Genomic DNA, 25981 nt, shown 5'->3' with positions numbered 1-25981 from the left:
AAAGTAGATTAACTCTTTGGATAAAAAGCTAATCTACAAATTTTAAAGTTCTTTTTATGATATAAAATAAACAGTTGATGGTTAGGATTTTATAGATTTTTCTGTTTATTTTCCATTTATTGGCAAACTAAATTCCTCTTTTTTAAACTTTCTTCGTCCTTTTATTTTTTCTTCAAACCTCCCTTTCTAGCGCCAAGCAAGTAAAATACTTGTTTTCAACATATCTGAAGCGGTAAGTAAGCGACTTATGTGTTTTTTTTATCTATCGGCTCATATTCATGTTTTCAAGGCTCCACTTTATCCAGAAAGGGCGCAAACCTTCTGACAATCGCTTCAGCCACGCGGAGGCCATCGCAGGCAGCGCTGGTGATCCCTCCAGCGTATCCCGCCCCCTCACCGGCAGGGTAGAGCCCTTTAAGCGCGCTTTCGTAATCATCGTTTCTGAGAATACGCACCGGTGATGAGCTCCGGGTTTCCACAGCTGTAACACGCGCCTTGTCCGAGTCAAAGCCCCTGATCCGCTTACCGAATACCGGTATGGCTTCTCTCAGAGCCTCCGCTGCAAAATCCGGCAGGCACGCTGCAACCTCCGGCCCCCTTCCGGTATTATCGCGAAACTCTGCAAAACTGCATCTTGGCGGCGCAAACCGGCCGCCTCCATATTCAAAGGTACGCCGCTCCCAGTATTCCTGGAATTCAATGCCTGCCAGAACATCCGTTGACGGAAAATCCGTTGTCCGGACATCTACTAAAATTCCGGCGTTGGCAGTACCGCTGTCGCGGTTTCGGTTGCTCATACCATTGACACAGACCATGCCCGGTTGCGTGGAAGCTGTCACCACCTCACCGCCCGGACACATGCAGAAGGAGTAAACGCCCCGTCCATTCTGCGCGCGGCAGGAAAGCTTGTAGCTCGCCGGAGGAAGGCCGGTCTGACCGCCGTACTGGGCCTGGTCGATAATGCGCTGGGGATGTTCCAGACGCACCCCGATGGACAGCGGTTTCTGCGCCATCGGGATGCCCATATCCTTTAAAGCGCGGAACGTATCCCTCGCGGAGTGCCCTAAGGCCAGTACAACAGCGTTTGTGCTGTGTTTCCATTTCTCTTCTCCGGTTTTCAGCTCTACTGAAACCAGTTCGCCATTCTCATTTTGCTCAAAGCCTGTCATCTGTGTGTTAAAATGGATTTCTCCGCCTGCTGCCTCAATGCGTTTTCTCAACGCTACCACAACTTTACGGAGAATGTCTGTCCCGATATGTGGCTTTTGAGCGTAGGCGATATCCTCCGGCGCCCCGGCATCCACAAAGGAAGTAAGCACCTGATGAATATGGGGATCCTTGATTCCCGTGGTCAGCTTGCCGTCGGAAAAAGTTCCGGCGCCGCCCTCTCCAAACAGCACATTGGATTCAGGATCGAGCTTTCCCTCTTGCCAGAAAGCATCCACATCGGCCACACGCTGTTCCATGGGGCGCCCCCGTTCCACAACAATGGGCGCATAGCCCGCTTCAGCCAATGAGAGCGCTGCAAAAATACCGCATGGACCAAAGCCGACTACCAGGGGACGGCCTGCCAGCGGCTTTTCTCCTGGCGCAATGGCTCTTGGCCTCAGATCTGGCGCAGCTGACACCCTCTTCCGACCACGCGCAGGAAGCTTTCCACAATACTTGAAATCAAGGGTGAGCACCCGGTGGATATCCTTTTTCTTCCGGGCATCCAGCGATTCTTTGCGGACCGCAATGTCCGATTCGGCAAGGGTTCCAGCGCTGAGGCCGCAGGCTTTCTCCACCTTTTCAGGCAGCGCGTTCCAGCCCTGGTTCAGTTCCAGACGAATATTGGTGATTCGATAATTATACATGATGGTCTCCCTGCAGGAATGCGGCCGCTGCGGCCTCAGCGGCGCGGCGCCCTGTATTGAAAGCATGATCCAGATTATAACCGCCGCAAGGGCCGTCGTAATCCAGAATTTCCCCGGCAAAATAGAGACCTGGCACTATTCTTGACGCCAGTGTTTTTTCATCTACCTCATTGGCCTTAATACCGCCTGCCGTGCATTGGGCCATCTTAAAGCCCATGGTGGAAACCGGCTTAAAACTCAGAAGGTGCAAATGTTCATCCAGCATGGATATTTCAGACTCCGAAAGCTCTGAAAGCTTCCTTTTCTCATTGATACCTGTCTGCTTAAGCAGCAACGCCGCCAGTGGCGGCTTGATCATTCCGGATACGACATCTGTGCAGGTCTTCCCTCCGAGCACACTGTCCTGACGCCATGAAAAAAGCATTGAAACAAAGCTCCTTTCCGGCGCAAGGTCGAGATATATTGTATAGGGCTCAAGCTTTTCCTCTCCCAGATATTTTAGATAACGGCTCAGATTAAAAACACAGATACCCGAAATGCCATAGTCGGTAAACTGGATTTCCCCTTGCTCCGAAAAGACCACCTGATCGCGGCAGTTCAGGCTCAGCTTTCCCTTTACCCGGATCCCCTTTAAGGCTTCCGGCATCTCCGCACAGCAAATTCCCGTCAAAACCGGCAGTGTTTTGGTCACATTATGCCCCAGGGCCTTTGCCAGAGCATATCCATCGCCGCTACACCCATAGGAGGGCCCCGCCTTTCCACCAGTGGCCAGAATAACTGCTTTTCCAAAAAGCTGTTCCTTTTCAACATCCACAGTAAAACAGCCCTTCTCAACCAAAAGGCCCCTGACCGGAGCATTAGTCCACAGATTCACGCCAAGGGCTTTCAGATGCTCTGTAAAAACATCTGCCACCCGCGGTGCACTTTCTGAAAAGGGATAAACCCTTCCCTCGCTGTCCTCCCGCGCGGGGATTCCCAGCGACTCAAAAAAAGCAATGGTCGATGGGGCTGTCGCCAGGGCTGTATTCGTGATATTACATCGGCCATTTCCAGTGGCCCTGAGCTTTCTGCCTGGTTTATCTTTTTTTTCAAGCACTGTGACCCGCATAGACGGCGCGGCACGTTTGGCCGTAACCGCCGCGGCCAGACCAGCAGCCCCGCCGCCGATAATAATGAGGTCCTCCATATTTTTTTTCATGATCATTCACCTGTTTTCTTTTTCAGCCCATTGCGACAATATGACTTTTGTGCTGGCAAAGGGAAAAGCTGATGCCATGCTAGCCCTTTATTTGTCAATGGTCTGTAGTGTAATATTATATCTGTTTTTACAAGCTGGCGCAAGAACAGGCGATGGTAAAAGCAGTATGGCCGCTCTCATAATAAAAAAAACTTCAGAGCGCCGCAGCGCATTCTGAAGTTTCTCAATGGCTTCTTCAAAGCCTATATCTCATCTACAAACCGGTATCCTACGCCCACCTCTGTCAAAATATACTTGGGCTCCGCAGGGTTTTTCTCAATTTTCCGCCGGATGTTTGCCATATTTACCCGAAGCGTCTGATTCTCATTGGTATATGGCCCCCATATGTCTTTAATAATCTGATCATAGGTGACCACCTTGCCAGGATACTGAGTCAAAATCTCAAGTATTTTGTACTCGATGGGCGTAAAATGGACTGGATTATCATTCAGGGTCACCAGCCTTTTATCAAAATCAATGGTCAGGTCCCCCACAGAAAAGATTGTTCTCTCCGGCACCTCCACTGTCACCTGCTGATGGCGCATGGCTGTGCGGATACGGGCCAGCAGCTCCGAAGTCCCGAACGGTTTGGTGATGTAATCATCTGCTCCAAGGTCGAGCGCCTCGACTTTTTCTCGCTCATGGCCCCTTGCCGAGACAACGATAATCGGTATGCCAGACCAACCCCGGATGGTTTTTAAAACCTCTATGCCGTCCATATCCGGAAGTCCAAGATCCAGCAGGATTAAATCCGGGCACCGCGAAGTAAAAAGCTCAAGGGCTTCCTTTCCGTCTCTCGCCTCCACCACGCGGTAATTATTGACATCGAGAACTGTGGAGATAAAATTCCTTATTCCTTTTTCATCTTCAACTAAGAGTACTAACGCTTTATGACTCATTATTGTCATCCTCCTCTACGGGCAGTTCAAAACTGAACTCTGCCCCGCCTTCTTGTTTATTTCTAGCTTTCAATGTACCGCCGTGGGCATCAACAATGGATTTGCAAATGGTCAGACCAATTCCCATGCCGCGGCGTGAATCGCTGCTCTTTTCATCATCACCCATGTAGCCTTCAAAAATATGCGGCAGCATGGTCTCGGAGATTCCCTCTCCATTATCACCCACGATAAAGCGGGCTTTTGTCCCTAAATTCTGCACCTTTACATCTAAAACGGGATGAGAACCCGCGTACTTTATGGCGTTTTCCATCAGGTTGATCATGACCTGTTCAATCAGCGTGCCGTCCATGGATACCATCAAAAGGGTATCCGGCACCTCAACCTTAATGTCCGTATGATCAAAGCGTTTGCGGATAATGGCGACAGCCTCGCCGACAATCTCCTCTACCGCCTCGGGATGCTTCTTCAAATCAACCTTTCCCTCTCCGATGCGCGTCACGGAAAGCAGGTTCTCAACCATGCGGATAATCCATTCAGAATCATCCTTGATATCACGCAAAAGCTTTTTCTGCGTCGGGATATCCAGTTCTCCGATATTTTCGAGCAGCGCCGAACTGGAGCCCAGGATGCCGGTCAGCGGTGTCCGCAGGTCATGGGAAATGGCTCTGAGAAAATTGCTCCGCATCTTTTCCTTTTCTGTTTCCAGACGCGCCTTTCCCTGTTCATCAGAAAGCCGCTGCCGTTCAAGAGCCATGGCAACCTGTGACACGATCATTTTTAAAAATGCCCGCCGCTTTGGCGGAAGCATCTCCTCGACGCAGGAAACGCCAATAACGCCTAAGACCCTGTCCTGTGAGACAACCGGCATATAAAATCCCTTTGCGCCCACCAGCGTGTCTGTGCCGTTTCCGGCCGCTTTCTTGTTTTGAAATACCCAGTGAGCCACTGCTTCCTCTTCCTTGAACTGCATGAAACTGCCGCTTGTGTGCTCCGGCCCCTGCATAAAGGTTCCACGGTTCTTTTCATCTGGATTCTGCGTATAAAAAATAACAGAACGCTCAAAAATTGAGGTCAGAGATTCATTTGTGAGCGTGACAATATTCTCAAGGCCGCGGGTAATCAGCAGCTTTTTGCTCAGCTCATAAAGAATCTCAGTGCGTCTTTCATTCATCACTGCCATTTTGGCCTGAACCTTAATCCCATTGGTCAGCGCACTCGTCATCAATGCTACCAAGAGCATCACGATAAAAGTTACCGGGTAGGTCGGATTGGTGGCGTTAAAGGTGAAGTAAGGCTCTGTAAAGAAAAAGTTAAAAAGCAGTACGCCGAAAACAGAGGCGCATACACCATATAAATATCCAACGGTTAATCTGGAAATCACCAGAATCGAAAGAATATAAACCATGATAATGTTTTGGTCACCCAGATTAAGGTCCCTGAGTCCAAACGAGACCACCGTTGCCAGCAATAGCATCAAAACGGTTTTCCCAAAATCCTTCAATGAAAAATGCAGGCTCAATATGCGCTTACTCAGCCAGCTCAGCCGCTTTTTGGGAATACTGCCGCCATTTTTTTCGGCCTGGCTGTCCGGCACAATGTGTATCTCAATGCCAGGGTTCATGCTTAAAAGCTGATCTTCCAGATCCTCTTTAAAAGGATTTGGCTTGTTTCTCCCTTTGCCGATTACAACATTGGTAATCCCAGACTGCTTGATGTACTCGGATATTACCATGGCCATATCATCGCCCTGCATGGTGACAATCTCCGCACCCAGCTGCTCGGCCAGGTTCATGTTATCTTGCAGGTTTTTGCGCTCGCTGATATCCGCATAGGTTCGGTCTGAGGTTTTAACATACAATGCGACCCACGGAATGTGGAAAGCGTCGGCTATCCTGGCTGTGGTCCGTATGCAATGTGACGACGAAGGCGACGGCCCCACGCATACCAGCATTTTAGAAAAGGGCACCTTCTTCTTTTTCGTGCCGGCGCCGCTGACAATGCGGTCTGCCGCCTTACGCATAGCGATTTCACGCAGGGCGTTCAGGTTCTCAACGGTAAAAAACCGCCTTTTCGCCAGATCTGCCTTTTCCGGCGCGTAGACCTTTCCCTCCTCAAAACGCTTCAGAAGTTCCTCGGGATCAATGTCCACCAGCTTAATTTTATCCGCTTTATCAAAAATGTAATCCGGCACACGTTCATGGACAATGATCCCGGTAATGCTGCTGACTACATCATTCAGGCTCTCAATATGCTGGACATTGACAGTGGTATACACGTCAATGCCCGCGTTCAGCAGCTCCTCGATATCCTGATACCGCTTTTTATTGCGAAAGCCCTCCGGATTGGTGTGGGCAAACTCATCGACGATAATGACCTCTGGCTTTTGCTCAAGCGCCTTGTCCAGATCAAAATCTCTGAGGGTGATGCCTTTATAGTCCACCACCTGAGGCGGGATTGCAGGCAGTCCCTCAAGCATTGCCATAGTCTCGGGACGGGTATGGGGCTCCACATAACCTACCAGTACATTCACACCCTTCTTATAAAGCTGCTGCGCCTCTTCCAGCATTGTATAGGTTTTGCCTACACCAGCGCAATAACCAAAAAAGATTTTCAGATGCCCGATACCCTCTTCATCTTCTCTGCTGCGCCGTTCTTCCTCGTTTATTTCTTCCAGTAAACGTTCCGGATTTGGACGTTCATCCCGAAAATCCATGTTTTACCTCCACTATGACCTTATCTCTGTTATCGCTCAACGTATCTCAAGGGATAGAGCTTCCTCTATCCCTTAATACTATCATAGACGATTATTCTGTTTCAATACCATCAAGTGCTAAATTTACTTTTAGTACATTAACCGTTGGCTCGCCCAACACGCCAAAAGCTCGATCCTTTGTATTGGCGCTGATGATTTCTCTTACCCTTTCCTCACTGATACGGCGCTCTCTCGCGATACGCGCCACCTGGTACTCAGCCCCGGCCGGTGTGATTTCGGGGTCATAGCCGCTGCCGCTCACAGTAACAAGTTCCATTGGAATATCTGCTCTATTCTGCGGGTCCAGCTCATGCCACCAGTCGATTCTTTCCTGGACCAGCGCCGCCTGCTCGTTACCTACCGGGTTTAAATTCGTGGGGGCTCCGTCATTCCAGGGCCTGCCAATCAGATATTCAGGGGTTGTAAAAGGCTGCGCTAAAAACTCAGAACCGTACGATACCTCCTGCCCATTGGCCGTCCCGCTGATGATGCTCCCATTTACCTTATGGTTAAACAGAAGCTGACCGATACCTGTGCACACAAAGGTATAGATCACGCCTGTAATAAGTGCCAGTATCAAAAACCCAACGATGGCCGGTCGCACTACCGATTTATTTTCAGTCATTTCACTCACCTCACACTAATCCGCAGGCGGTTAGGATAATATCAATCAGCTTGATGGCTATAAAGGGCGCGATGAGCCCTCCCAGGCCATAGACCAGCATATTGCGGCGCAGCAGCTTTCCTGCCGGCTGTTCCTGATACTTGATCCCTCTCAGGGCCAGAGGAATCAGCGCAACGATGATCAGCGCGTTATAAATAATGGCTGAGAGCATGGCGCTGGTGCCGCTGGTCAGCCCCATAAAATTCAAAGCTGAAAGCTGGGGATAAATAGCAAAGAACAGGACCGGGATAATGGCAAAGTATTTGGCCACATCGTTGGCAATGCTGAAGGTCGTCAATGAACCCCGGGTCATCAGCAGCTGTTTGCCGATCTGTACGACTTCAATCAGTTTGGTGGGGCTGGAGTCCAGATCCACCATATTTCCGGCTTCCTTGGCGGCCTGTGTACCAGTGTTCATGGCGACGGCCACATCCGCCTGGGCAAGCGCCGGGGCGTCGTTGGTGCCGTCACCGGTCATGGCAACCAGATAACCCCTGGACTGGTAATCCCTGATTAAATCTAGCTTGGTTTCCGGGGTTGCCTCTGCTAGGAAATCATCCACACCCGCTTCAGCTGCGATGGCCGCAGCTGTCATGGGATTATCTCCAGTGATCATAATGGTTTTAATCCCCATTTTTCTCAGGTCGTCAAACCTTTCCTTAACGCCGTTTTTAATAATATCCTTCAGGTGGACAACCCCCAGCACGCGGCCGTTTTTAGCCACTACCAGCGGCGTCCCTCCCTGATTGGCGACATTCTCGACAATCTTTTCACATTCATCCGGATATGGGTAGCCCTTTATCATCACATACTCTTTTATGGCGTCTGCCGCGCCTTTCCGAATGACATTACCGTTATAGTTGATCCCGCTCATACGGGTTTTGGCTGTAAATTCCACAAAATCCGCGTTGAGCTTTTCCATATCCCGCCCGCGGATATTAAATTTTTTCTTAGCCAGAATCACAATACTGCGGCCCTCAGGTGTTTCATCTGCCAGGGATGCCAGCTGCGCCGCGTCGGCCAGCGCCTCCTCACTTACACCTTTTACCGGCAAAAATTCACTGGCCTGGCGGTTGCCGAAGGTGATGGTGCCTGTTTTATCTAAAAGAAGAACATCCACATCGCCTGCGGCTTCAATGGCACGGCCGCTCATGGCCAACACGTTAGCCTGGTTTAACCGGCTCATTCCCGCAATCCCAATACAGGAAAGCAGCGCCCCGATGGTGGTTGGCGCCAGACAGACCAGCAAAGCGACAAGGTTGGTAATTGTGACCGCTTCGCCCTGCCCGGTCTGTGCCGCGGCAAATCCTGAAAAAGGAAACAGCGTAATCGTGATGGCTAAAAATATAATGGTTAAGGTTACCAGCAAAATCTGAAGGGCAACCTCATTGGGTGTTTTCTTTCTGGAAGCGCCTTCTACCATGGCGATCATTTTGTCCAGAAAGGTCTCTCCCGATTCGGCCGTTACACGAACCACCAGCCAGTCAGAGGCCAGCGAGGTACCGCCCGTGACAGCGCTTCTGTCACCGCCTGACTCACGGATTACCGGGGCCGATTCCCCGGTAATGGCACTCTCGTCTACTGACGCCGCGCCAATGATAACCTCACCATCCATAGGAATCTGTTCTCCGGCTTTTACCAGAAAGATGTCGCCTTTCTTTAGTTCAGAAGCTTTAACCTCCACATAATCAGCATTAACATCCGCTGTTTTTAGCTTTCTCGCCATTACATCCTTCCGGCTGCTCCTCAGGCTTTCTGCCTGGGCGCGTCCCCTGCCCTCCGCCAGCGCTTCGGCAAAATTGGCGAAAAGAACTGTCAGCCACAAAATAATGGCAATGGCGAGGGTGTAACCGCTTTGTGCATCGCTGATGCCAAACAATGACAGAACAAATAAAACCGATGTGAGGATGGCTCCAAGGTATACCACAAACATGACCGGATTTTTGATCTGCACGCGCGGCGTTAATTTATTTAAAGACTGGACGAGTGAATCCTTCATGATGTCTTTGCTAAACATACTTTTTTTCTTCATTTTCTCACCTTTTCACATCATAGCATGGTAAAATAGTCCGCAATTGGTCCAAGGGCCAGTGCCGGTAAGAAGCTAAGCGCGCCGATGATCAGAAAAACGCCGATCAGCAGTCCCACAAACATGGGGCCAGTGGTACTGAGTGTACCGTCGCTTTTGGGCACTGCCTTCTTTGACGCCAGATTTGCGCCAAGGCGAACCACAGCAACCATTGGAATAAAGCGTACCAGCAGCATTTCTGAGCCGATCATCACATTGTTAAACACGTTGTTGGCCGCATAGCCCGCAAAAGCGCTCCCATTGTTTGCCCCGCCAGAGGTATAGGCATAAAGGATTTCTGAAAATCCATGTGCACCGCTGTTTGTCAGCCAGTCAGATGCCTGCGGCATCATGGTGGCAATGGCCGTACCACCCAATATGAGCAGCGGCGGGACCAGAATAATCGTACAGGTCATTTTCATATCAAAAGGCTCTATCTTTTTGCCAAGGTATTCCGGTGTACGCCCAACCATCAGCCCCGCGATGAAAATCGCAAGGACGGCAAAGGCCAGCATCGCATAAAGCCCAGATCCGACGCCGCCAAAGATAATTTCTCCCAACTGCATCATAAACATAAGAAACATACCGCCAAGCGGTGTAAAGCTGTCGTGCATTGCGTTCACCGATCCATTGGAGGCCGCTGTGGTGGTCACTCCCCAAAGCGCTGAACCGCCTGCGCCAAACCGGACCTCCTTTCCTTCGATGCTGGCAGAAGCGGCCACATTATTGAACTGCGGACCAAGATTGTATTCACTCATGGTGGCCAAGGTGAGCGCGATAATAAACACCAGCGTCATGGCGGTCAAAATGCTCCGGCCCTGCTTACTGTCCTTTACGGCTTTTCCAAAAGTAAAGCATAAAGCCGCCGGAATGACGATGATCGCCCAGCATTCTACAAAGTTAGAAATAGCCGTTGGGTTTTCCAGCGGAAAGGCTGAGTTAACGCCAAAGAAACCGCCGCCATTTGTGCCAAGCTGTTTGATGGCAATCTGGCTGGCCGCCGGCCCCAGAGGGACTACCTGAGAACCGCCGCCCTCCAGCAGCGCGGCCTGAGCGTATGGCGCCAGTGTCTGTACAACGCCCTGAGACATCAGGATGATGGCAACAATCAAGGACAGTGGCAGCAACAGATACAGAACCGTTCTTACAAGATCACACCAGAAGTTCCCGATAGTTTTTGATTTTTTGAGGATAAACCCCCTGATCAGGGCAAACAAAACCGCAATGCCTGTTGCCGCGGACACAAAGTTCTGAACCGTTAGTCCAAGAAACTGCGACAGATAGGAAAGAGTTGTCTCACCACTGTATGCCTGCCAGTTTGTATTGCTCACAAAGCTTGCCGCAGTGTTATAGGCCAGATCCCAGCTCAATCCCGGCAGTCCTTCAGGGTTAAAGGGAAGGAACCCCTGGCACATCAGCAGAGCGATTAAAAAGATCAAACCAAAAAGACTGAACAGGAGGGCGGCAGTGGCGTATTGTTTGCCGCTCATTCCTCTGTTTTCGTCGACACCCATCGCTCTGTACACACAAAGCTCTACAGGTCTTAAAAAACCTAAAAACTTTATCTTTCCACCTTCCATAATTTTATAAGCCAGTTTTCCTATAGGAGCCCCAAGCCCAATGACACAGACGAGAAAGATAATATCCTGAATGATCGCGCTGCTCATAAATTCTCACCTTTGAATAAAACATAAAACAGATACCCCATTAATCCCAACCCAAGAATACCTGTAGCGATCGTTATTATTTCCATAATACTTCTCCACCCCTTTCGGTATTAGCATTATACCCGCACCGAAATAAAGATAGTGTAAAGAAAGTATATAATGCCATTAATGTTTCGTTACGATCTCCCTGCTATATAAAAAAGAGAGATGAAAATCACTCTTTTCATCTCCCTTTTAGGCTGTTAAGGCGGCCTCTTTTATATTGTTTTCAGAAATAACGGATTGCTCCAGCACCAGAGTGACCATCCCGATAACTTCACCATTTTTGCAGATCACTTCTATTTTATGCCCGGGTATACCAGCGGTTTTTTCTGCCAGTATGCAGGCATCCGGAAACGCATGGCCAAAAGCCAGAAAATAGTTCTGCACAGCGTCCACACTGCCTTTTCTTATGATGTTTCCATCAAAATTTATGCCGCTCAGGCCAGTTTTTTCATTATAGCCGATCCGCCTGTATTCGACGTTTTGAAAAAAGCCTTCCGCATTGGGGTAATACCGGCATACTTGTCTATAGACTGCCTGCCCCCTTTCGGTGTCATCATTTTTATAGCACAGCGCCGCTATAGCCGCCAGCTCCTCCGGTTGTGTTCCGGCAAAAGCCTGGCAGGCTGTCTGCCACTTGCTTATCTTTTTTGTAACCGCTTTTTCTGTAAATTCTGCATTCATTTTTTCCCTCTTTTCCACCACATCCTGTGGCTTCTCTTTTCAGCTCTTATTATATTCAAAAGCTCATAAAGGTTCTGTTAATAAATGCGTATTAAGAATCAAGGTTCTGTAAATTCCAGAGTATACTGATTCCCATAATTCTGCTCATCAAAGATAAAGGCATCCTCCATCCCTTTTGTCGCCACAATGCGGTTATCTGTCGTCACAAAAACTGCCTCGACGCCTTCCGTTTCGCCGATATAAGCCATAGCCTGATCCAGACCCATCACGAAGAAAGAGGTCGACAGCGCATCAGCATCGGCCGATACGTCCGTTATCACCGTGACCTGGTGCAGGCCTGACTCCGCAGGATATCCTGTTTTGGGGTCCAGAATATGGTGGTATCTTTTACCGTCCGGCCCAATAAAGTAGCGCTCATAATCCCCTGAGGTAACAATTGAATTATCCCTCTCTCTTAAAACCCCAAGGGTCGACGCATCACTGATACTGCCGTTACTCAATGGGTCTTCAGGGTTTTCCAGACTCACCGTAAAGGGCTCGCGGTTTGACTTTCCGCCAAGCAGCACCACGTTGCCGCCAAGATTAATAATGGCCCGTTCTACCCCCTCCGACTGCAGTACAGACTTTACCGCGTCACCGATGTAGCCTTTTGCGATGGCTCCAAGGTTTATCTTCATTCCCGGATCTTTCAAAAACACCGAATGAGCCGCTTCATCCAAAACCACCTTCCGGTAATCCACAAGCGCTCTGGCCGCGTCAATATCAGACTGCTCAGGCACAACCCCTTCTCCCGGCGCTTCAATCTTCCACAAATCCACCAGCGGGCCAATGGTGATGTCAAAAGCGCCGCCTGTCTTCTCACTGTACTCCAGCCCCTTTTTCACCGCGTTAAAGGTATCCTCCGACACTGCCACCGGCTCCAGACCAGCGGCCGCATTAATTTTAGAAATCTCACTGTCCTCTGAAAATGCATTGAGCTTGCCGTCAAGCTCACGTATCCGGTTAAAAGGCTCCTTTAAAATTCCTTCATCCGACTGACCATAGGCCGCGATGGTGATGACTGTATCCAGCGCAAAATCGGTACGGGTTGCCACTTTTTCTTTCCCGCAGCCCGCCAGTCCTGTGACCGCTATACAGACAGCCATCAGCAGTCCGGCCGGTTTAATGTATTTCCTCTTCATAGCGCCCTCCTAGCTCAGGCTCAGCTCATCGTAGTCTTCATTAAAACCTTCACCCAGCACCTCGTGGACATCTCCGATAATCAAAAAAGCTCTGGGATCAATGGCTGTCACAATCTGGCGCAGCTGAACGACTTCCTTCTGCGAAACAATCACCATCAGCATTTCCCTTTGCTCCTCGGTATACATCCCTTTGATTGGGATGCCCGTGTTGCCGCGATCCAAATACTCAAAAATCGCTTCAGATATTTCCTTGCTCTTATCGCTGATAATCAAAGCCTCCTTGGCGAAATGGACGCCCTCCAGCATGCCGTCAATAATTTTAGAGCATACATAAACACTGATGACCGCATAGACAGTCCGCTCCGGCCCAAAAATGAAAAAGCCAAGAGCAATGATTGCCGCATCAATAAAAAAAATCAGTTTGGCAATGGGAAAATGAGGGTGGATGTACTTGACGATGGCCGCCAGCATTTCCGTGCCGCCAGTGGTTCCATTGACGCGCATGACCATACCGATACCGACGCCGGATAACACACCGCACGCCAGCGCCGCCAGCAATAGATCATCCTTGAAATCAAAAATATTGGGAATGTACTCGACCACCCACAAAAACAGTGTCATCAATAAAACCGCGTAGATAGATTTTTGTATAAACCCAAACCCTCTTTGCTTCAGGCTGATGAGATACAGCGGCACATTGAGGACAAGGTTCGTAACCGCAAGAGGCACCGCAAAGCCAAACCAGCTCTCGGTGATCGCTTTCACAACAATGGCGAGGCCGCTGATGCCCCCAACGACCAGTCCGGCCGGGTCCGCAAACCAGCTGATCCCCAGGGATAGTAAAAATGATCCGACTGCGATCATGCCAAAATCCTTTAACGAGCATCCCCCAAAGGGCACTTTTTTATTTAATTCTGTCTTCATCCTACTGTCTCCTTTATTCTTGAACTCACTGCTCTCGATTATAACATTTTACCCGTGACGCGAAAACCCCATCGACCTAAAGTTTTCTTTATATCTACTTTTATGTAATAAAAAAGAGACAAGATCCTTATCTCATCTCTTAAAAGCCTGCGCTTTCCCGGCTACTGCGCAGATTGTCTTACTGTCCTCTGACAAAGGCTTTCCGCACACATCGTCAAAGAACGTGATTGTATCAAATCCAGCGCCGCTTAATTCCTGGTTCATCGAAGTTTTTGTAAAGATCTGGTTCCAGATATTAAAGCACCGACACTCATCCGCTGTGATGATAATGCTCTGCTCCAGCGTGTTTTTGGTTTCGGAGTAATGCGCATTCCTGCTCAGGCATACATAAGCGTCTGGTGACCAGAAGCCGCTCTCGTGATATGAAATCTCCTGCTTCACCGGGACATCCTGCCAGAATTTTTCTGTGAAGCCATCTAATATAAAGAGCCCTCCTGGCTTCAGCGCTCTCATTATCTTCTTCAACAGCCGCTCTCGGTCGGCAGGGCATAAAACGCCGTAATCACAGTAAATCAGAGTAACCACATCAAAAGCCTCCAGATAGTCGATCTCCAGATAATTCTGGCATCGATACTCAATGCGCTTCTTTTTTAAAGCCGCCTGGGATTTGGCATATTCAATGGAGCGCTGTGAAATGTCAATCCCTGTAACGGTGAAGCCGCTTGCGTCAAACAAATCCGTGTACAGGCCAGGCCCACAGCCAAGATCCAGGAGCTTGCTTTCCCTAGGCTCTTTCAACTCCGCGATCCATTCGGCAGATTTTTTTATAAAGCTGTGCTTTCTGGAGGCCGAATCGATCTCCGGCTCCAGATGGGCTTTAAGCATTTGTTTGGAAATGTGCGGGTCATCCCAAAACTTTGAGGTACACGGCGCGTAAGCCTCAGGCTTTTGCCGGACAAAATTCATTATTTTTTCGTACAATTTTTTCCTCTCTTCATCTTTCTTCTAAATAAAAAAGACCTTCGTTCACAAGCGAAGGCCTCCTGATCTTTCAAAAATTACTGAACATTGGTATTTCCTGCGTTTGCCAGCATTACCTGACGGAGCATGTTCATGGCTTCTGTAAATTCCTCCAGGCCTAATCCCGGCAGCTTTTCCGCAACCAGTTCATAGCCGGCTTCAAAGGTCGGCGCTACATTTACATTCGCCATTAAATCAGGATCGCCTAAAAAGGCATCTAATATCTCTTTGAATCGTTCTTCTGTCATTTTAGTTCTCCTATTTTTTCTTTTTAAAGAGCCTTGTAAAAAAGGATTCTTTTTTAGCTGCATCGCCCTTTATTTTTGACCGGGTGGCATCAGCCCTGTCCGGCATATCCAGTTTCTCGTAGGCATCCGCCAAAGCGCTGTAAAGGTCATTGCTGCCAATTGGGCTGACCTCATGGTTTTTCAAGCGCTTTTCGCCTTCCTCCAGAATGCGTGCCGCCTTCCCAAAATCATTCTCCTGTCTTACCCCGCTCGTAAAGGTTTTGGCATAATCGACCCACACTGTCAGGTCACTCTCCGGATTTTTCATCAGCTCTCTGTAAAAGGCGTCGCCCTTTTTAAGGTCTCCCTTTTCCAGATAAGCAGAGGCAAGCGTATTATTGATAATCCGCCGGCTGACATTGCTGATATCGTCATAATTTTGAAGCATGGTCTCACAGTAGGTAATCCGCTGATCCAGCCGGCCATAATTGACAAAAGCATCCTCAAAATCAGTCATCCACGTAAGGGGCGACGTATCCCAGCCAGACCAGCCGTCCAGCGCATTATAAAAGCTGCGGCTGCCGTTTTTCTGGTTATAGTTATTAATTTTAGTCCAAACCTGCCACCAGTAGTTAACGGATTTTTCAGGGCTCTCTGAAAAAAACTCATATCCTTTTTTGATGGCAGTGTCCATCTTTCGATAATCCTTCTCAGTCCACTGCATTTTTATTCCCCACTTAACATTATAATAGTGCTATTATAACGTATAAAAGAAAATAAATCAAAACCCAGATCCGGAAACAGTCTGAAACCTTGAATTTTGCTTTATTCTCTATTTGCCGGCGCTGTTTTCCGGACGATAGAGCTTTCGGGTGACCACAATGGAGTCCCCACGTTCGTACAGGCTGTCGAGATAATCGAGGTAGGTGCCAGGAGTGATGATCCCGTTTACCCTTAGCAAATCAATCCCCGATTGGCCGACAATACTGTCTGCAAGCTTTACGCAATTTGTACCAACCGCGTAATAGGTTTTAAAAGGGTTCCCCCTTTTAAATTTGTAAAAACATCCTCTGGAGTTTTGGTAGGTCTGGCTGGCAACATCCTGGTAGTCCTCTGGATTTCCTTTGATTTCACCCTTTTCTGCCCGCTGGGCCAGTGGCTCCCAGGGAATCATATCTGCCTTTAACGCTTCGATACGCTCCAAAATAGCTTTCTTTTGCTCTGGTTTCAGGGCAAGGCCATACACCATCAGGACTTTTTTCTCAACCTCCAGCGACATGCGTATATGTGTCTCGCGGTCCATTTCAACCATTACGCCATCGGCAAAGAAGCCTCCCATTTTCCAGGTGGCGTCATCATAATTTCCATAGGTATATACCCGATCACCGACAGCGATATCCACGTGTCCCATACCCGGGATTAACCCTTCCCGCGTATGAATATAGATTTCCATATCTGGTTCATGCCGCTGCTCAGGCTGCTCGACCAGCAGCAGCTCGTCAGGGGCTTCCTCAACCAGATGATTGACCGTCCTCAGCATTTTCATCGGCAAAAAAGCTGCGATAAAAGTCGGCAGCGGAACGCGGACCTTTCTTTTATATTTCTGAGCCGCAGTGTTATTTCCCATCAGGGAAACCAACGCGTCCCCAAAAATATTAAAGGAAAAAACCACGAAATACAGGCCCAGCAGCACGCTGAACAAGCGTCCTCCTGATTCCGCAAAAAACATGGCAAAGCCAATGGCAAGATAAGCGGCCGCCGTAATCAGCGTGCCTACCCAGCCTGCTCCGTCTTTTCGAAGCTTAAAGGCGTTCAGCAGCACCAGCAGGCCAATAATAATGGCCAGAACCGCAGATACCAGACCAAAGGTGCCGCCGATTAAACGCGGCATGGCAAACAGCGCGGCGCCGCCCAAAACACAGAGTGCCCCAAGACCAAGGGCTTTTAGTCTATGCTCAGCTGTCTTAATAAAAACCGAAAACAGGTAAATCAATCCTACCGCCAGAATCAGCGCGGCAACACTCCATTCGATGATACTCCAAGCCAGAGTCGTATTAAAAATAAGGACCACGCCCCCGCACAAAACCAAAACAGCGATGATGATCCAGACCACTGGCGCGACATTCTTTAATGTATGCATAATGCTCCCCTTAATAATAAGTTTATAAAATCCATTATACAATAAAACTGCCCTGTCATTTCTTCAAGACTTCTTCAAGAATTTAAGACAGGGCAATTATTTTTTTACTTCATTTCTCCCATGTTTTCACCGTAAGGTAATTCAAAGGCTTCTTCCTGCGGCATCTGTAAATATTCATAAGCCATCACCGCTGCGGCGCCGATAAGCTTGAGACATGCCTTTTTCCGGTCTTTGCTGTGCCAGTCCTCGTATTTTGAGCAGATATCCCGGCAGAGCACGCCTCCGTTCGCCGCCTCAAAATCGTGCACCATTTTATTATAGCGCCTGTAATACTTAGCCGCCACCTCATGGCCTCTTTCCTCATCCGGCACTGCCCATGGATCAGGCCGGCCATATATGGCGCTGTTTGCCATGACCGCTCCGGAAAGCGCTCCGCAGGTATAACCGCTGAGCCCGATGCCGCCGCCAAAGCCTGTGCACATCGCTCTTGTTTCGGGCGCAGCCTCCAGCACATCTGCCCTGATCAACGCGTCATAAACGCACTCCGCGCAGTTTAATCCGTTTTTAAAATTCTCAACCGCATAACTGAAAATCTGATCCTTTTTTTCCTGATCATCCATTTTTCCACTCCCTAACTAAAATTTTGTTCTTCAAAAGTATTTTCCGGCACAGGTTTTCCAAAAAGGTATCCCTGAATAAAATCAACGTCATGAGGCTTTACAGCCTCGTATTCGTCCTCTGTCTCCACCCCCTCCAGACAGACCTCAATACCCACATCATGGCACAGCTCCACAATGAATTTTATAAAGGTCAGATCAAAATGGCTTGTCTGAACATCCCTTACAAATATCCGGTCAATCTTCACAATATCTGCCGGAATCTTCTTCAGGATACCCAGCGAGGAATAACCGGTTCCAAAATCATCCATGGCGATTTTCATGCCGAAGCTGCGAATTCGGTCAAAAATCCCCTCGACCCGGTTAATATTAGAGGCAATGTAGCTTTCTGTCATCTCTACTACCACGTTAGCCGGGGGAACGCCGCTGTTCAGCACGGCCTGCTCCATAAAATCGATAAACCCGGCGTCCTCAAGCTGGACGTAGGACAGGTTAACGCTGATGACAAAATCCGGGTCTTTTTTTATCCAATGGGCGCAGGCGTCCAGCGCCTGTTCAAAAATCCATCTGCCAACCGGCATAATAAGGCCGCTTTCCTCCAGAATCGGTATAAACTGGTCTGGCGGTATCTGCCCGTATTTTTCACATTTCCAGCGCGCCAGCGCCTCCGCCCCTTTTATTTCTCTGGTATCAGCATTGACCTGCATCTGGTAATAAACCTCAAAATCTTTAAAGCCACGCTCCACGCTCTCGCGCAGCAGCTCTGTCAAATCCAGCTGGCGGGTCTTTCCAATCAGGATTTTTTCCGAGAAAAAGGCAATCTGGTTTTTACCTTTATTTTTAGCGTACTCCAGGGAATACCCTGCATATTTAATCAAATCGAGATAAGTTCTGCCGTCTGACGGGTAAAGCGAGCATCCGGCAGAAAGCGTACAGTAAAACTTTTTACCGTTGAACTCCTGCTGATGGTTAAGCGCCTGGTATATTTTCGCATAAATGTTTTCCAGGCCATGCGCCGTACCATTTCTGAGAATAATGCCGAACTCGTCACCATCCATCCGGTAGACGGTGGCATCCGGCGGCAGAAAGGTCTGTATCTTCTGGGAGGTGATCCGTATGACTTCGTCGCCAAAGCTCCGGTTATAAAGGTCATTAATACGCTTAAACTCATCCATTCCCAGAACCATTATTCCAATGGGCTGATCCGGCTTTGTGCTGATCAACCGCTCGATTTCTTCCTCAAATTCAAACTTGTTAAAAAGCCCGGTCAGATGGTCTATTTTATTTTTCTTGCCCAGATTTGTGATAATGCCGGCAAAAAGTGTCGGCTCTCCGGCTTCGTCGCGTTCCAGATGTCCTCGGCACCGCATCCAGACCCACTCACCCTTGCGGTTCCTGGCGCGATATTCGACGCTGTGGCAGTCTGTCCGGCCATCTGTTATTTCCTGATTTGATTCAAGAAAGGCTTTTTTATCCAGATCATGAACACGGGCTCCCCAAACGGCCGCGGCGTTCTCGATTACCTCGCCGGGAAGATCGAACTCCTCCACCATGGCCTTGGGGTAACGAAAGGTGTTTGTCTTCATATTGCACACATAGATGTAATCATCGGTGCTCTGGACCAGGGCATCGTAAAGGTGCTCCTTATCATAGCTGAAGGTCTTTGTCCGGCTTTGCTTCTCGCCATCCTTCCGGTATTTTTCTTCTGCCTTTTGAATGTGAAACAGCCTTTTTTTCTCATACATTTTCTCATCGACGCTGGTCAGAATCTCAGTAATGGTTCGGTGGTCTTCGGGCTCAACCTCCTCATAACCACAGCAGAAACTCATCTCATAGGGTTTCTGATTGTTTTCCTTAAAAAGCTGTATCTGCTCTCTGGCCTGAGAGACCTTTTCCTTGGAGGCCGCGAGATCGGTATCTTTGAAAACAATGATAAACTCATCGCCGCTCAGCCGGAATATGTAATCCTGCGGCGCCAGGCATTCCTTAATATTCCCGGAAATAGTTCTCAGTAAAACATCGCCCTCTGCGTGCCCGTAGGTATCGTTGACTTGCTTAAGGTCATTGACATCATACATGCCCACAATCACCCGGAGCTTATCCCGCTTTGCCTGGCTGAGTGTATGGTCCAGCGCCAGCTTTCCAGCCCTCCGGTTCAGCAGCCCGGTCAGCTCGTCGGTGGCGGCAGCCTTTTCAAGCTGCCTGGTTATTGTGTTGTCAACGGATTGCTGGAAGTGAACAGTGCGCCCGTCTGTCCACTGCATAAAGCTGTCATAATTTTTGTAGGTAATGCCGGTTCGTGTGTTTTCTTCCTCCCATACAACTGAGGGGTGCTCGTCCTCTTCTTTCAAAAGCCCCGGCACTGGACAGAAATGACAGGGCCCGTCCATCCCTTTCTGAAGAACCTGCCAGCAGATTTTTCCCTCTGGCTTCTCGATTCCAAAAGATTTCTGCATTGCCTTGTTCATAAAAAGTATTTTATTGGTCTCAACATCTGTGACATAGATATTTGTGCTGGTATTGTCCATCAGCTCATTGAAAACATACCCCTGAAGGGCATACTCCTCGTAACGGGCACGGTTAATCAGCGTCACGCTGACCGTGGAGGCCATTAATTCCAGAAGGGCAATCTCCTCTTCCTTCCACATGCCTGTCTGCTCAGGCTTCTGCACCAGCAGAGCACCTGCCAGCCTGTCCTCACAGGCCACTGGAAACAAAGCATAGACAGAGGCTTTCTCGATACCTGACTCCATTTTATCAAAATCAGACAGGCTGTCTTTTTCATTCTGCCACTTATCCATACAATCATGAATAACAGACAGCCAAAAATCCTCATTCCGGTCGTTTTTCCAGAAAGCCCTTTCCCTTATACCGCCTTCACTGGTTATCTGCACTAGCGCCAGCTGGTTTATGGGCAGATAACGCTTTAAAAAATCTGCCAGATAATCAGTGTTTTCCTTTAGGGTTTTATTATCGATTAATAAAGGCTTAAGCTCAAATAAATCCTGATCAATTTGTAATAAACGTTCTTTATATTTTTGTCGTTTGTCCATTGGATTCACATCCTTATTTATCTTCATCCTCTGTTTTAATTGTTTACAATTAAATTAATTCTATTATAACATTTACTAAGAAAGAATAAAAGCTGACAAAATAAAAAAGCTATAGGCTGTCAGTCTCTACTCCCTTGTACATTCAGGGGAAAAAGGCTATAATTAAGCATATCTTAATTAGAAGCAGGTGATCATTTTGTTTATTTCAGATTTACATATACATTCCCGTTACTCAAGAGCCACCAGCAAGGAGTGTACTCCAGAACATCTGGATCTCTGGTCGAGAAGAAAAGGAATTGATATTCTCGGAACCGGAGATTTCACCCATCCGGCGTGGCGGGAAGAATTAAAGGAAAAACTCGAGCCCGCCGAATCAGGCCTCTATACTTTAAAAAAAGATTTTCGCTTAAAGGACGATACCGCAGGCGTCAAGGCCGACCCGCGTTTTGTCATCACGGGCGAGATCAGTTCAATCTACAAAAAAAACGGCAGGGTGCGCAAGGTGCACAGCGTCATTCTGCTGCCAGGCCTTGAATCTGCCGAGCTCTTTTCCAAAAAGCTGGAAGCTATCGGCAATATCTACTCCGACGGACGGCCCATACTAGGGCTTGACTGTCACGACCTTTTGGAGATCATGCTCGAAACCTGCCCAGAGGCAATCTATATTCCCGCCCATATCTGGACGCCGCATTTTTCGCTTTTTGGCGCTTTCTCAGGTTTTGATACCATCGAAGAATGCTTTGAGGACCTGACGCCTCATATCCACGCGCTGGAAACTGGCTTATCCTCCGATCCTCCCATGAATTGGCGGCTTTCCGCCCTCGACGGCTATCAGCTCATCTCGAATTCCGACGCCCACTCCCCTGCCAAGCTGGGACGGGAAGCCAATTTAATGGATATAGAGCTCAGCTATGAAGGGCTCTCCGGCGCGATCCAGGAGGGTAAGGGACTGGCAGGAACCATTGAGTTTTTTCCTGAAGAAGGCAAGTATCATTACGACGGACACCGGAAATGCCATTTGTGTTTAAGCCCAAAGGAAGCGGAGCCCTATAATGGAAAATGCCCGGTCTGCGGCAGAAAACTGACCATCGGCGTCTCTCACCGTGTCGAACAGCTCTCGGACCGGGAGGATGGCTATCAGCTTGAAAATGCCCGGCCTTATGAAAGCCTGGTGCCTCTGCCCGAGGTCATCGCCGCCTCCACAGGACGCTCGGCAGCCAGTGTGAAAGTGCAAAAAGATTACATGGAAATGCTGCAAAAGCTGGGGGCAGAGTTTTCAATTCTTCGCGAAGCGCCCATCGAAGATATCAAAAAAGCAGCGGGTTTTCTCATTTCAGAAGGCATTAACCGCCTCAGAAAAGGCGAAGTCGAACGGACACCTGGCTATGACGGCGAATACGGAAAGGTCAAACTTATTGACGATTCCGAGCTAAATGCCCTTGACGGTCAGGTCAGCCTCTTTGCGTCTTCAGAACTGGCGCAGATGCCCCGGAAAGAAAAGGCCGCAAAGCAACTGCCTGCCGCAGGCAAACCCGAAGAACCCGAAGCAGCCCAGCCTCCGCATCCCATTATGACAGAATCGCTAAACGCAGAGCAGCTGGAAGCTGTTATAACCGCGCGGAGAGCCCTCGCCGTCATCGCAGGTCCGGGAACCGGAAAAACAAAAACCCTGGTTTCCCGTATCCTTCATTTACTCAATGAACGGCGCGTTAAGCCAACGGAGATCACTGCCGTCACCTTTACGAACAAAGCCGCCGCCGAAATGCGTGAGCGGCTCGAGAAAGAGCTGGGAAAACGCGCTGCCAGACAGGTAAACATCGGAACCTTCCACAGCCTGTGCAATAAAATCTTAAAGGAGCACCGCGAAAGTTTTACGCTGGCCGACGCCTTTGAAACCCTTGAAACCGCAGAAGAAACCATTCGCCATTTTGGCCTGACCCTTTCCGCAAAGCAGTTTCTGAAGGAAGTCTCTCTTTTGAAAACCGGCCTGTCAAGGGAATCAAACGTCCTCTCAGAAGCTACCTTCGATTATTACGGCCAGCAGCTCAAAGCACTGTCTGTCCTGGATTTTGACGATCTTCTCACCGAAACGCTGGCAATGCTGGAATCCGAAGATAAAAACAGCATCCGTAAAAACCACTACAGCTTTTTATTAGTCGATGAGTTTCAAGACATCAGTCCCATCCAATATGAGCTTATCAAATCATGGAACCGCGATGGCCGAGAGCTTTTTGTTATCGGTGATCCCGACCAGTCCATCTATGGCTTTCGCGGCTCAGACGCCCGATGCTTTGAGCGCCTGAGTGCAGATTACCCTGAGCTCCAGACCATCCGGCTTGTGCACAATTACCGTTCCACTCCGGAAATTGTCACCTCAGCCTGTCAGGTCATCAATCACAACGAGGGCGCCCAGCGTGAGATACAGCCTTTCCAGTCAAAGGGAACACCACTCAAACTGGTGAGCGCTCCCAGCGAGCTGTCGGAGGGGATTTTTGTCGCCCGTGAAATCAACCGGCTCATTGGGGGGATCGACATGCTGGACACCGAAACCGCCGATAACCGGCAGGACAGCCAGACCATGCGCAGCTTTTCAGATATTGCTGTGCTCTACCGTACGCACAGACAGGCCGAAATGCTCGAAACCTGCCTTAAAAAAGAGGGGATTCCCTATGTTATCACTGGCAGAGATGATTTTCTCACAGATCGCAATGTCCGGGGAACCGTCTGCTTCTTCCGGACACTTCTTGACCCCAAAGACCAGCTTTCTCTCAGAATGTGCCTGAAGCTTCTCTGGGATCTCCCGGAAGAAACAGCAGAAATCCTGATTAACACACCGGATCAGATTGACACCAGCCGCTGCCCCTATGTCTATCTGAAGGAAAAATATCTGCCCAAAGTAAAGCGCGCAAAACCGCAAAAGCTATTAGAAGACTGGGCTGCCGAGCTCGGCTTGAATGAAAACAAGTCTTTTGCAAAATTTCTGGATATGACCGTTTTCTACAAAACGCTGGCTGAGTTCATGGATACACTGACCTTTGGAGAAGAAGGCGATCTGAAAAGAAGTGCGAATAAAACCTATACCTCAGACGCGGTTACCCTTATGACCCTCCACGGTTCCAAAGGGCTGGAATTCCCCATCGTATTCCTCTACGGCGCAAAAAAAGGCATGATGCCTCTGGAGGTTGGCAAGCTATCTTCGGATATTCAGGAGGAACGCCGGCTGTTCTTTGTCGGGATGACCCGGGCCAAAGATGAGCTGATCCTCACAACTTCGTCAGAGCCTTCGCCGTTTCTAAACGAATTGCCAGAGGCTATGCTGAAACGCCAATCCGCAGGGAAACCCCAGAATCCAAATGAAGGCAAACAAATCAGCCTTATCGATCTTTTATCCTGAAAGCATCAATAAAACCGGTGAATACATCCAATTACCTGTATTCACCGGTTTTCTGTTTTATTTTTCCTGTTGAGCAACTTGTTTTCTCTCCTGCTTTCTTGCATAGACAAAGCGGATAACGGTTAACAAAGCCCCGACGAAGACAACAACCGCTAGCATGATGTAAACCGACCGCAGGCCGTATAAAAAGATATCCGGGTGGCCAGGAATATAATTCGTGACCCGGTAGCCCGCCATATCACTCATCCGGCTGTACAGCAGAGATGTACCGGCCGTGATTCCCACTGACATGCCCATATTCCTCACCAGGCCTGCCAGACTGCCTACCAGACCAAGCTCATCCCTGGAGACACTGCCCATAACCAGAGAATTGTTGGGAGACTGGAACAAGGCGCTTCCCACCGCGATAACCGCGAGAAAGAGAATGATCACCGCTATGGTGGTATCAATGCCGAGCATTGTCATCAGTGCCAGACCAATCGTCGTGAAGATAAGGCCGATCATGGTTGGCAGCTCACTGCCGATATGGTCAGACATGGTGCCGCTGATGGGGCCCATGACCGCTGTGATCAGCGGGATAACTGTCATCAAAAGTCCCGCCATTCCAGGGCTGAACTGCCGGGCGTCCTGGAGATAAAAGGGCATGATAATATTGTTTGCCCCAATGGCGACAAATGCTGTCAGCATGGTAAAAAGATTCAGGGAAAACATTTTGTTTTTAAAAATACCGATGGGTACTAGCGGATCATCCATCCGCTTTTCAACCACAATAAATAATACCAGAAAAACCGCACCGGCAATAATGCCGATGATAATCGGCAGGCTGACGCCATTCTGAAGCAAGGTAAACGAGCCGAACAGCAACAGTATTGAAAGCAGCAGCAAAACCGAGCCCTTTGCGTCCAGACGTCCTGGCTTTGCCGGTTTTTTATTCGGCAGCGTTCTCAGGCCGATTAAAAAGGAGAGCACGCCAACCGGTATGTTAATCAAAAAAATATAAGTCCAAGGAAGCACTGTGAGGATCATCCCGCCAAGGGTTGGGCCGGTCATGCTCCCAAGCGCCACAAAGGTACTGACAAACCCAAGGGCTTTTCCCCGCTCATCGGGCGGAAAAGACTCTGTAATGATTCCCTGATTGTTGGCGAGGGCTGCCGCGCTGCCCAGCCCCTGCACCACCCTTGCGCCAATTAAGAGCGGGAGTGTACCGGAAATACTGCACAGCAGCGAGCCAATGGTAAAGAGAATGACCCCGATTTGAAAAATCCGAACCTTGCCGATCATATCGCCCAATCGGCCAAAAATCAAAATCGTGGCACAGGTGACCACAAGATAGATACTGGCTACCCATTCGATATCACCCATACTCGCATTCAATTCACTCGACATAACCGGAAGCGCCACGTTCACAATGCTCCCGTCCAGCGTTACCATAAAAGTCATAATCAGCACAGTGAACAGAATGCTCCACTTACTATACGTCCTATTTTTATTCATTTATTCATCCCTTTTCTGTTAAATCGCGCTTTTGATTCATTCTTTTGGATTCTTTTTTCTTT

Annotated in this window: 19 protein-coding genes; 2 read left to right on the top strand and 17 right to left on the bottom strand. The window is 48.9% G+C overall.

Translation table 11 applies throughout. The annotated features are described in order from the left end of the window. Positions 1–284 precede the first annotated feature (284 nt). A complete protein-coding gene (locus DW091_RS07330; protein WP_118517807.1) occupies positions 285–1856 on the bottom strand; it encodes an FAD-dependent oxidoreductase in 1572 nt (523 codons plus the stop codon). Next, a complete protein-coding gene (locus DW091_RS07325) occupies positions 1849–3054 on the bottom strand; it encodes an aminoacetone oxidase family FAD-binding enzyme (protein WP_158577852.1) in 1206 nt (401 codons plus the stop codon). Before DW091_RS07325 ends, DW091_RS07330 begins: the two co-directional genes overlap by 8 nt. On the opposite strand from DW091_RS07325, the gene DW091_RS20105 reads away from it, so the two are divergent. Then, positions 3053–3271 (top strand): hypothetical protein, encoded by a 219-nt coding sequence (locus DW091_RS20105; protein WP_158577851.1) that lies wholly within the window; start codon positions 3053–3055, stop codon positions 3269–3271. The two genes, DW091_RS07325 and DW091_RS20105, sit on opposite strands and share 2 nt — an antisense overlap. A gap of 25 nt (positions 3272–3296) precedes the next feature. On the opposite strand, the gene DW091_RS07320 is transcribed toward DW091_RS20105, so the two are convergent. From DW091_RS07320 to DW091_RS07250, 14 genes are all read right to left on the bottom strand, one after another. Next, complete coding sequence (locus DW091_RS07320) at positions 3297–3992, bottom strand: response regulator transcription factor (RefSeq protein WP_058695014.1); 696 nt, start codon at positions 3990–3992, stop codon at positions 3297–3299. Next, entirely contained in the window at positions 3982–6705 is a 2724-nt protein-coding gene (locus DW091_RS07315) for a sensor histidine kinase KdpD (RefSeq protein ID WP_118517805.1), read from the bottom strand. The genes DW091_RS07320 and DW091_RS07315 overlap by 11 nt, the downstream gene beginning before the upstream one ends. A 91-nt stretch (positions 6706–6796) precedes the next feature. Next, positions 6797–7369: a potassium-transporting ATPase subunit C gene (locus DW091_RS07310; protein WP_074616133.1), complete on the bottom strand. Its 573-nt coding sequence runs from the start codon at positions 7367–7369 to the stop codon at positions 6797–6799. Positions 7370–7379: 10 nt separating this feature from the next. Beyond that, complete coding sequence (kdpB, locus tag DW091_RS07305) at positions 7380–9440, bottom strand: potassium-transporting ATPase subunit KdpB (protein ID WP_118517804.1); 2061 nt, start codon at positions 9438–9440, stop codon at positions 7380–7382. A 17-nt stretch (positions 9441–9457) separates the two neighbouring features. Further along, positions 9458–11143, bottom strand: a complete 1686-nt coding sequence (gene kdpA, locus DW091_RS07300) for a potassium-transporting ATPase subunit KdpA (RefSeq protein ID WP_118517803.1) — start codon at positions 11141–11143, stop codon at positions 9458–9460. A 234-nt stretch (positions 11144–11377) separates the two neighbouring features. Then, a complete protein-coding gene (locus tag DW091_RS07290; RefSeq protein WP_118517802.1) occupies positions 11378–11869 on the bottom strand; it encodes a hypothetical protein in 492 nt (163 codons plus the stop codon). Between the two features lie 98 nt (positions 11870–11967). Beyond that, positions 11968–13050 carry an FAD:protein FMN transferase gene (locus DW091_RS07285; protein WP_118517801.1) on the bottom strand — a complete coding sequence of 361 codons (1083 nt, stop codon included), beginning with the start codon at positions 13048–13050 and terminating at the stop codon, positions 11968–11970. A 9-nt stretch (positions 13051–13059) separates the two neighbouring features. Further along, positions 13060–13974 carry a YitT family protein gene (locus DW091_RS07280; RefSeq protein WP_058695021.1) on the bottom strand — a complete coding sequence of 305 codons (915 nt, stop codon included), beginning with the start codon at positions 13972–13974 and terminating at the stop codon, positions 13060–13062. A gap of 132 nt (positions 13975–14106) precedes the next feature. Next, complete coding sequence (locus DW091_RS07275; RefSeq protein ID WP_118517800.1) at positions 14107–14955, bottom strand: class I SAM-dependent methyltransferase; 849 nt, start codon at positions 14953–14955, stop codon at positions 14107–14109. 77 nt (positions 14956–15032) lie between these two features. Then, positions 15033–15242, bottom strand: coding sequence for a hypothetical protein (locus tag DW091_RS07270; protein WP_058695023.1), 210 nt, complete (start codon positions 15240–15242; stop codon positions 15033–15035). Between the two features lie 10 nt (positions 15243–15252). Beyond that, the gene (locus tag DW091_RS07265) at positions 15253–15945 is read right to left on the bottom strand and encodes a hypothetical protein (RefSeq protein WP_147365280.1); all 693 of its coding nucleotides are present in this window, start codon (positions 15943–15945) and stop codon (positions 15253–15255) included. A 108-nt stretch (positions 15946–16053) separates the two neighbouring features. Next, positions 16054–17361 carry a DUF308 domain-containing protein gene (locus DW091_RS07260; protein ID WP_224168760.1) on the bottom strand — a complete coding sequence of 436 codons (1308 nt, stop codon included), beginning with the start codon at positions 17359–17361 and terminating at the stop codon, positions 16054–16056. A gap of 104 nt (positions 17362–17465) precedes the next feature. Continuing rightward, on the bottom strand, positions 17466–17981 hold the full coding sequence (locus DW091_RS07255; protein ID WP_058695026.1) for a C-GCAxxG-C-C family protein: 516 nt from the start codon (positions 17979–17981) through the stop codon (positions 17466–17468). An 11-nt stretch (positions 17982–17992) separates the two neighbouring features. Then, positions 17993–21031 (bottom strand): diguanylate cyclase, encoded by a 3039-nt coding sequence (locus DW091_RS07250; protein WP_118517797.1) that lies wholly within the window; start codon positions 21029–21031, stop codon positions 17993–17995. 196 nt (positions 21032–21227) lie between these two features. On the opposite strand from DW091_RS07250, the gene DW091_RS07245 reads away from it, so the two are divergent. Next, complete coding sequence (locus tag DW091_RS07245) at positions 21228–24425, top strand: UvrD-helicase domain-containing protein (RefSeq protein WP_118517796.1); 3198 nt, start codon at positions 21228–21230, stop codon at positions 24423–24425. 57 nt (positions 24426–24482) lie between these two features. Here the strand turns inward: DW091_RS07245 and DW091_RS07240 are convergent, their stop codons facing one another. Further along, complete coding sequence (locus tag DW091_RS07240) at positions 24483–25919, bottom strand: MFS transporter (protein ID WP_118517795.1); 1437 nt, start codon at positions 25917–25919, stop codon at positions 24483–24485. Between the last annotated feature and the right edge of the window lie 62 nt (positions 25920–25981).

Source organism: Eubacterium sp. AM05-23 (assembly GCF_003477535.1).
Taxonomy (GTDB): Bacteria; Bacillota; Clostridia; order Eubacteriales; family Eubacteriaceae; genus Eubacterium; species Eubacterium maltosivorans.
Note: the sequence above shows the minus strand (reverse complement) of the source record. Positions and strands in the feature narration are given on the sequence as shown.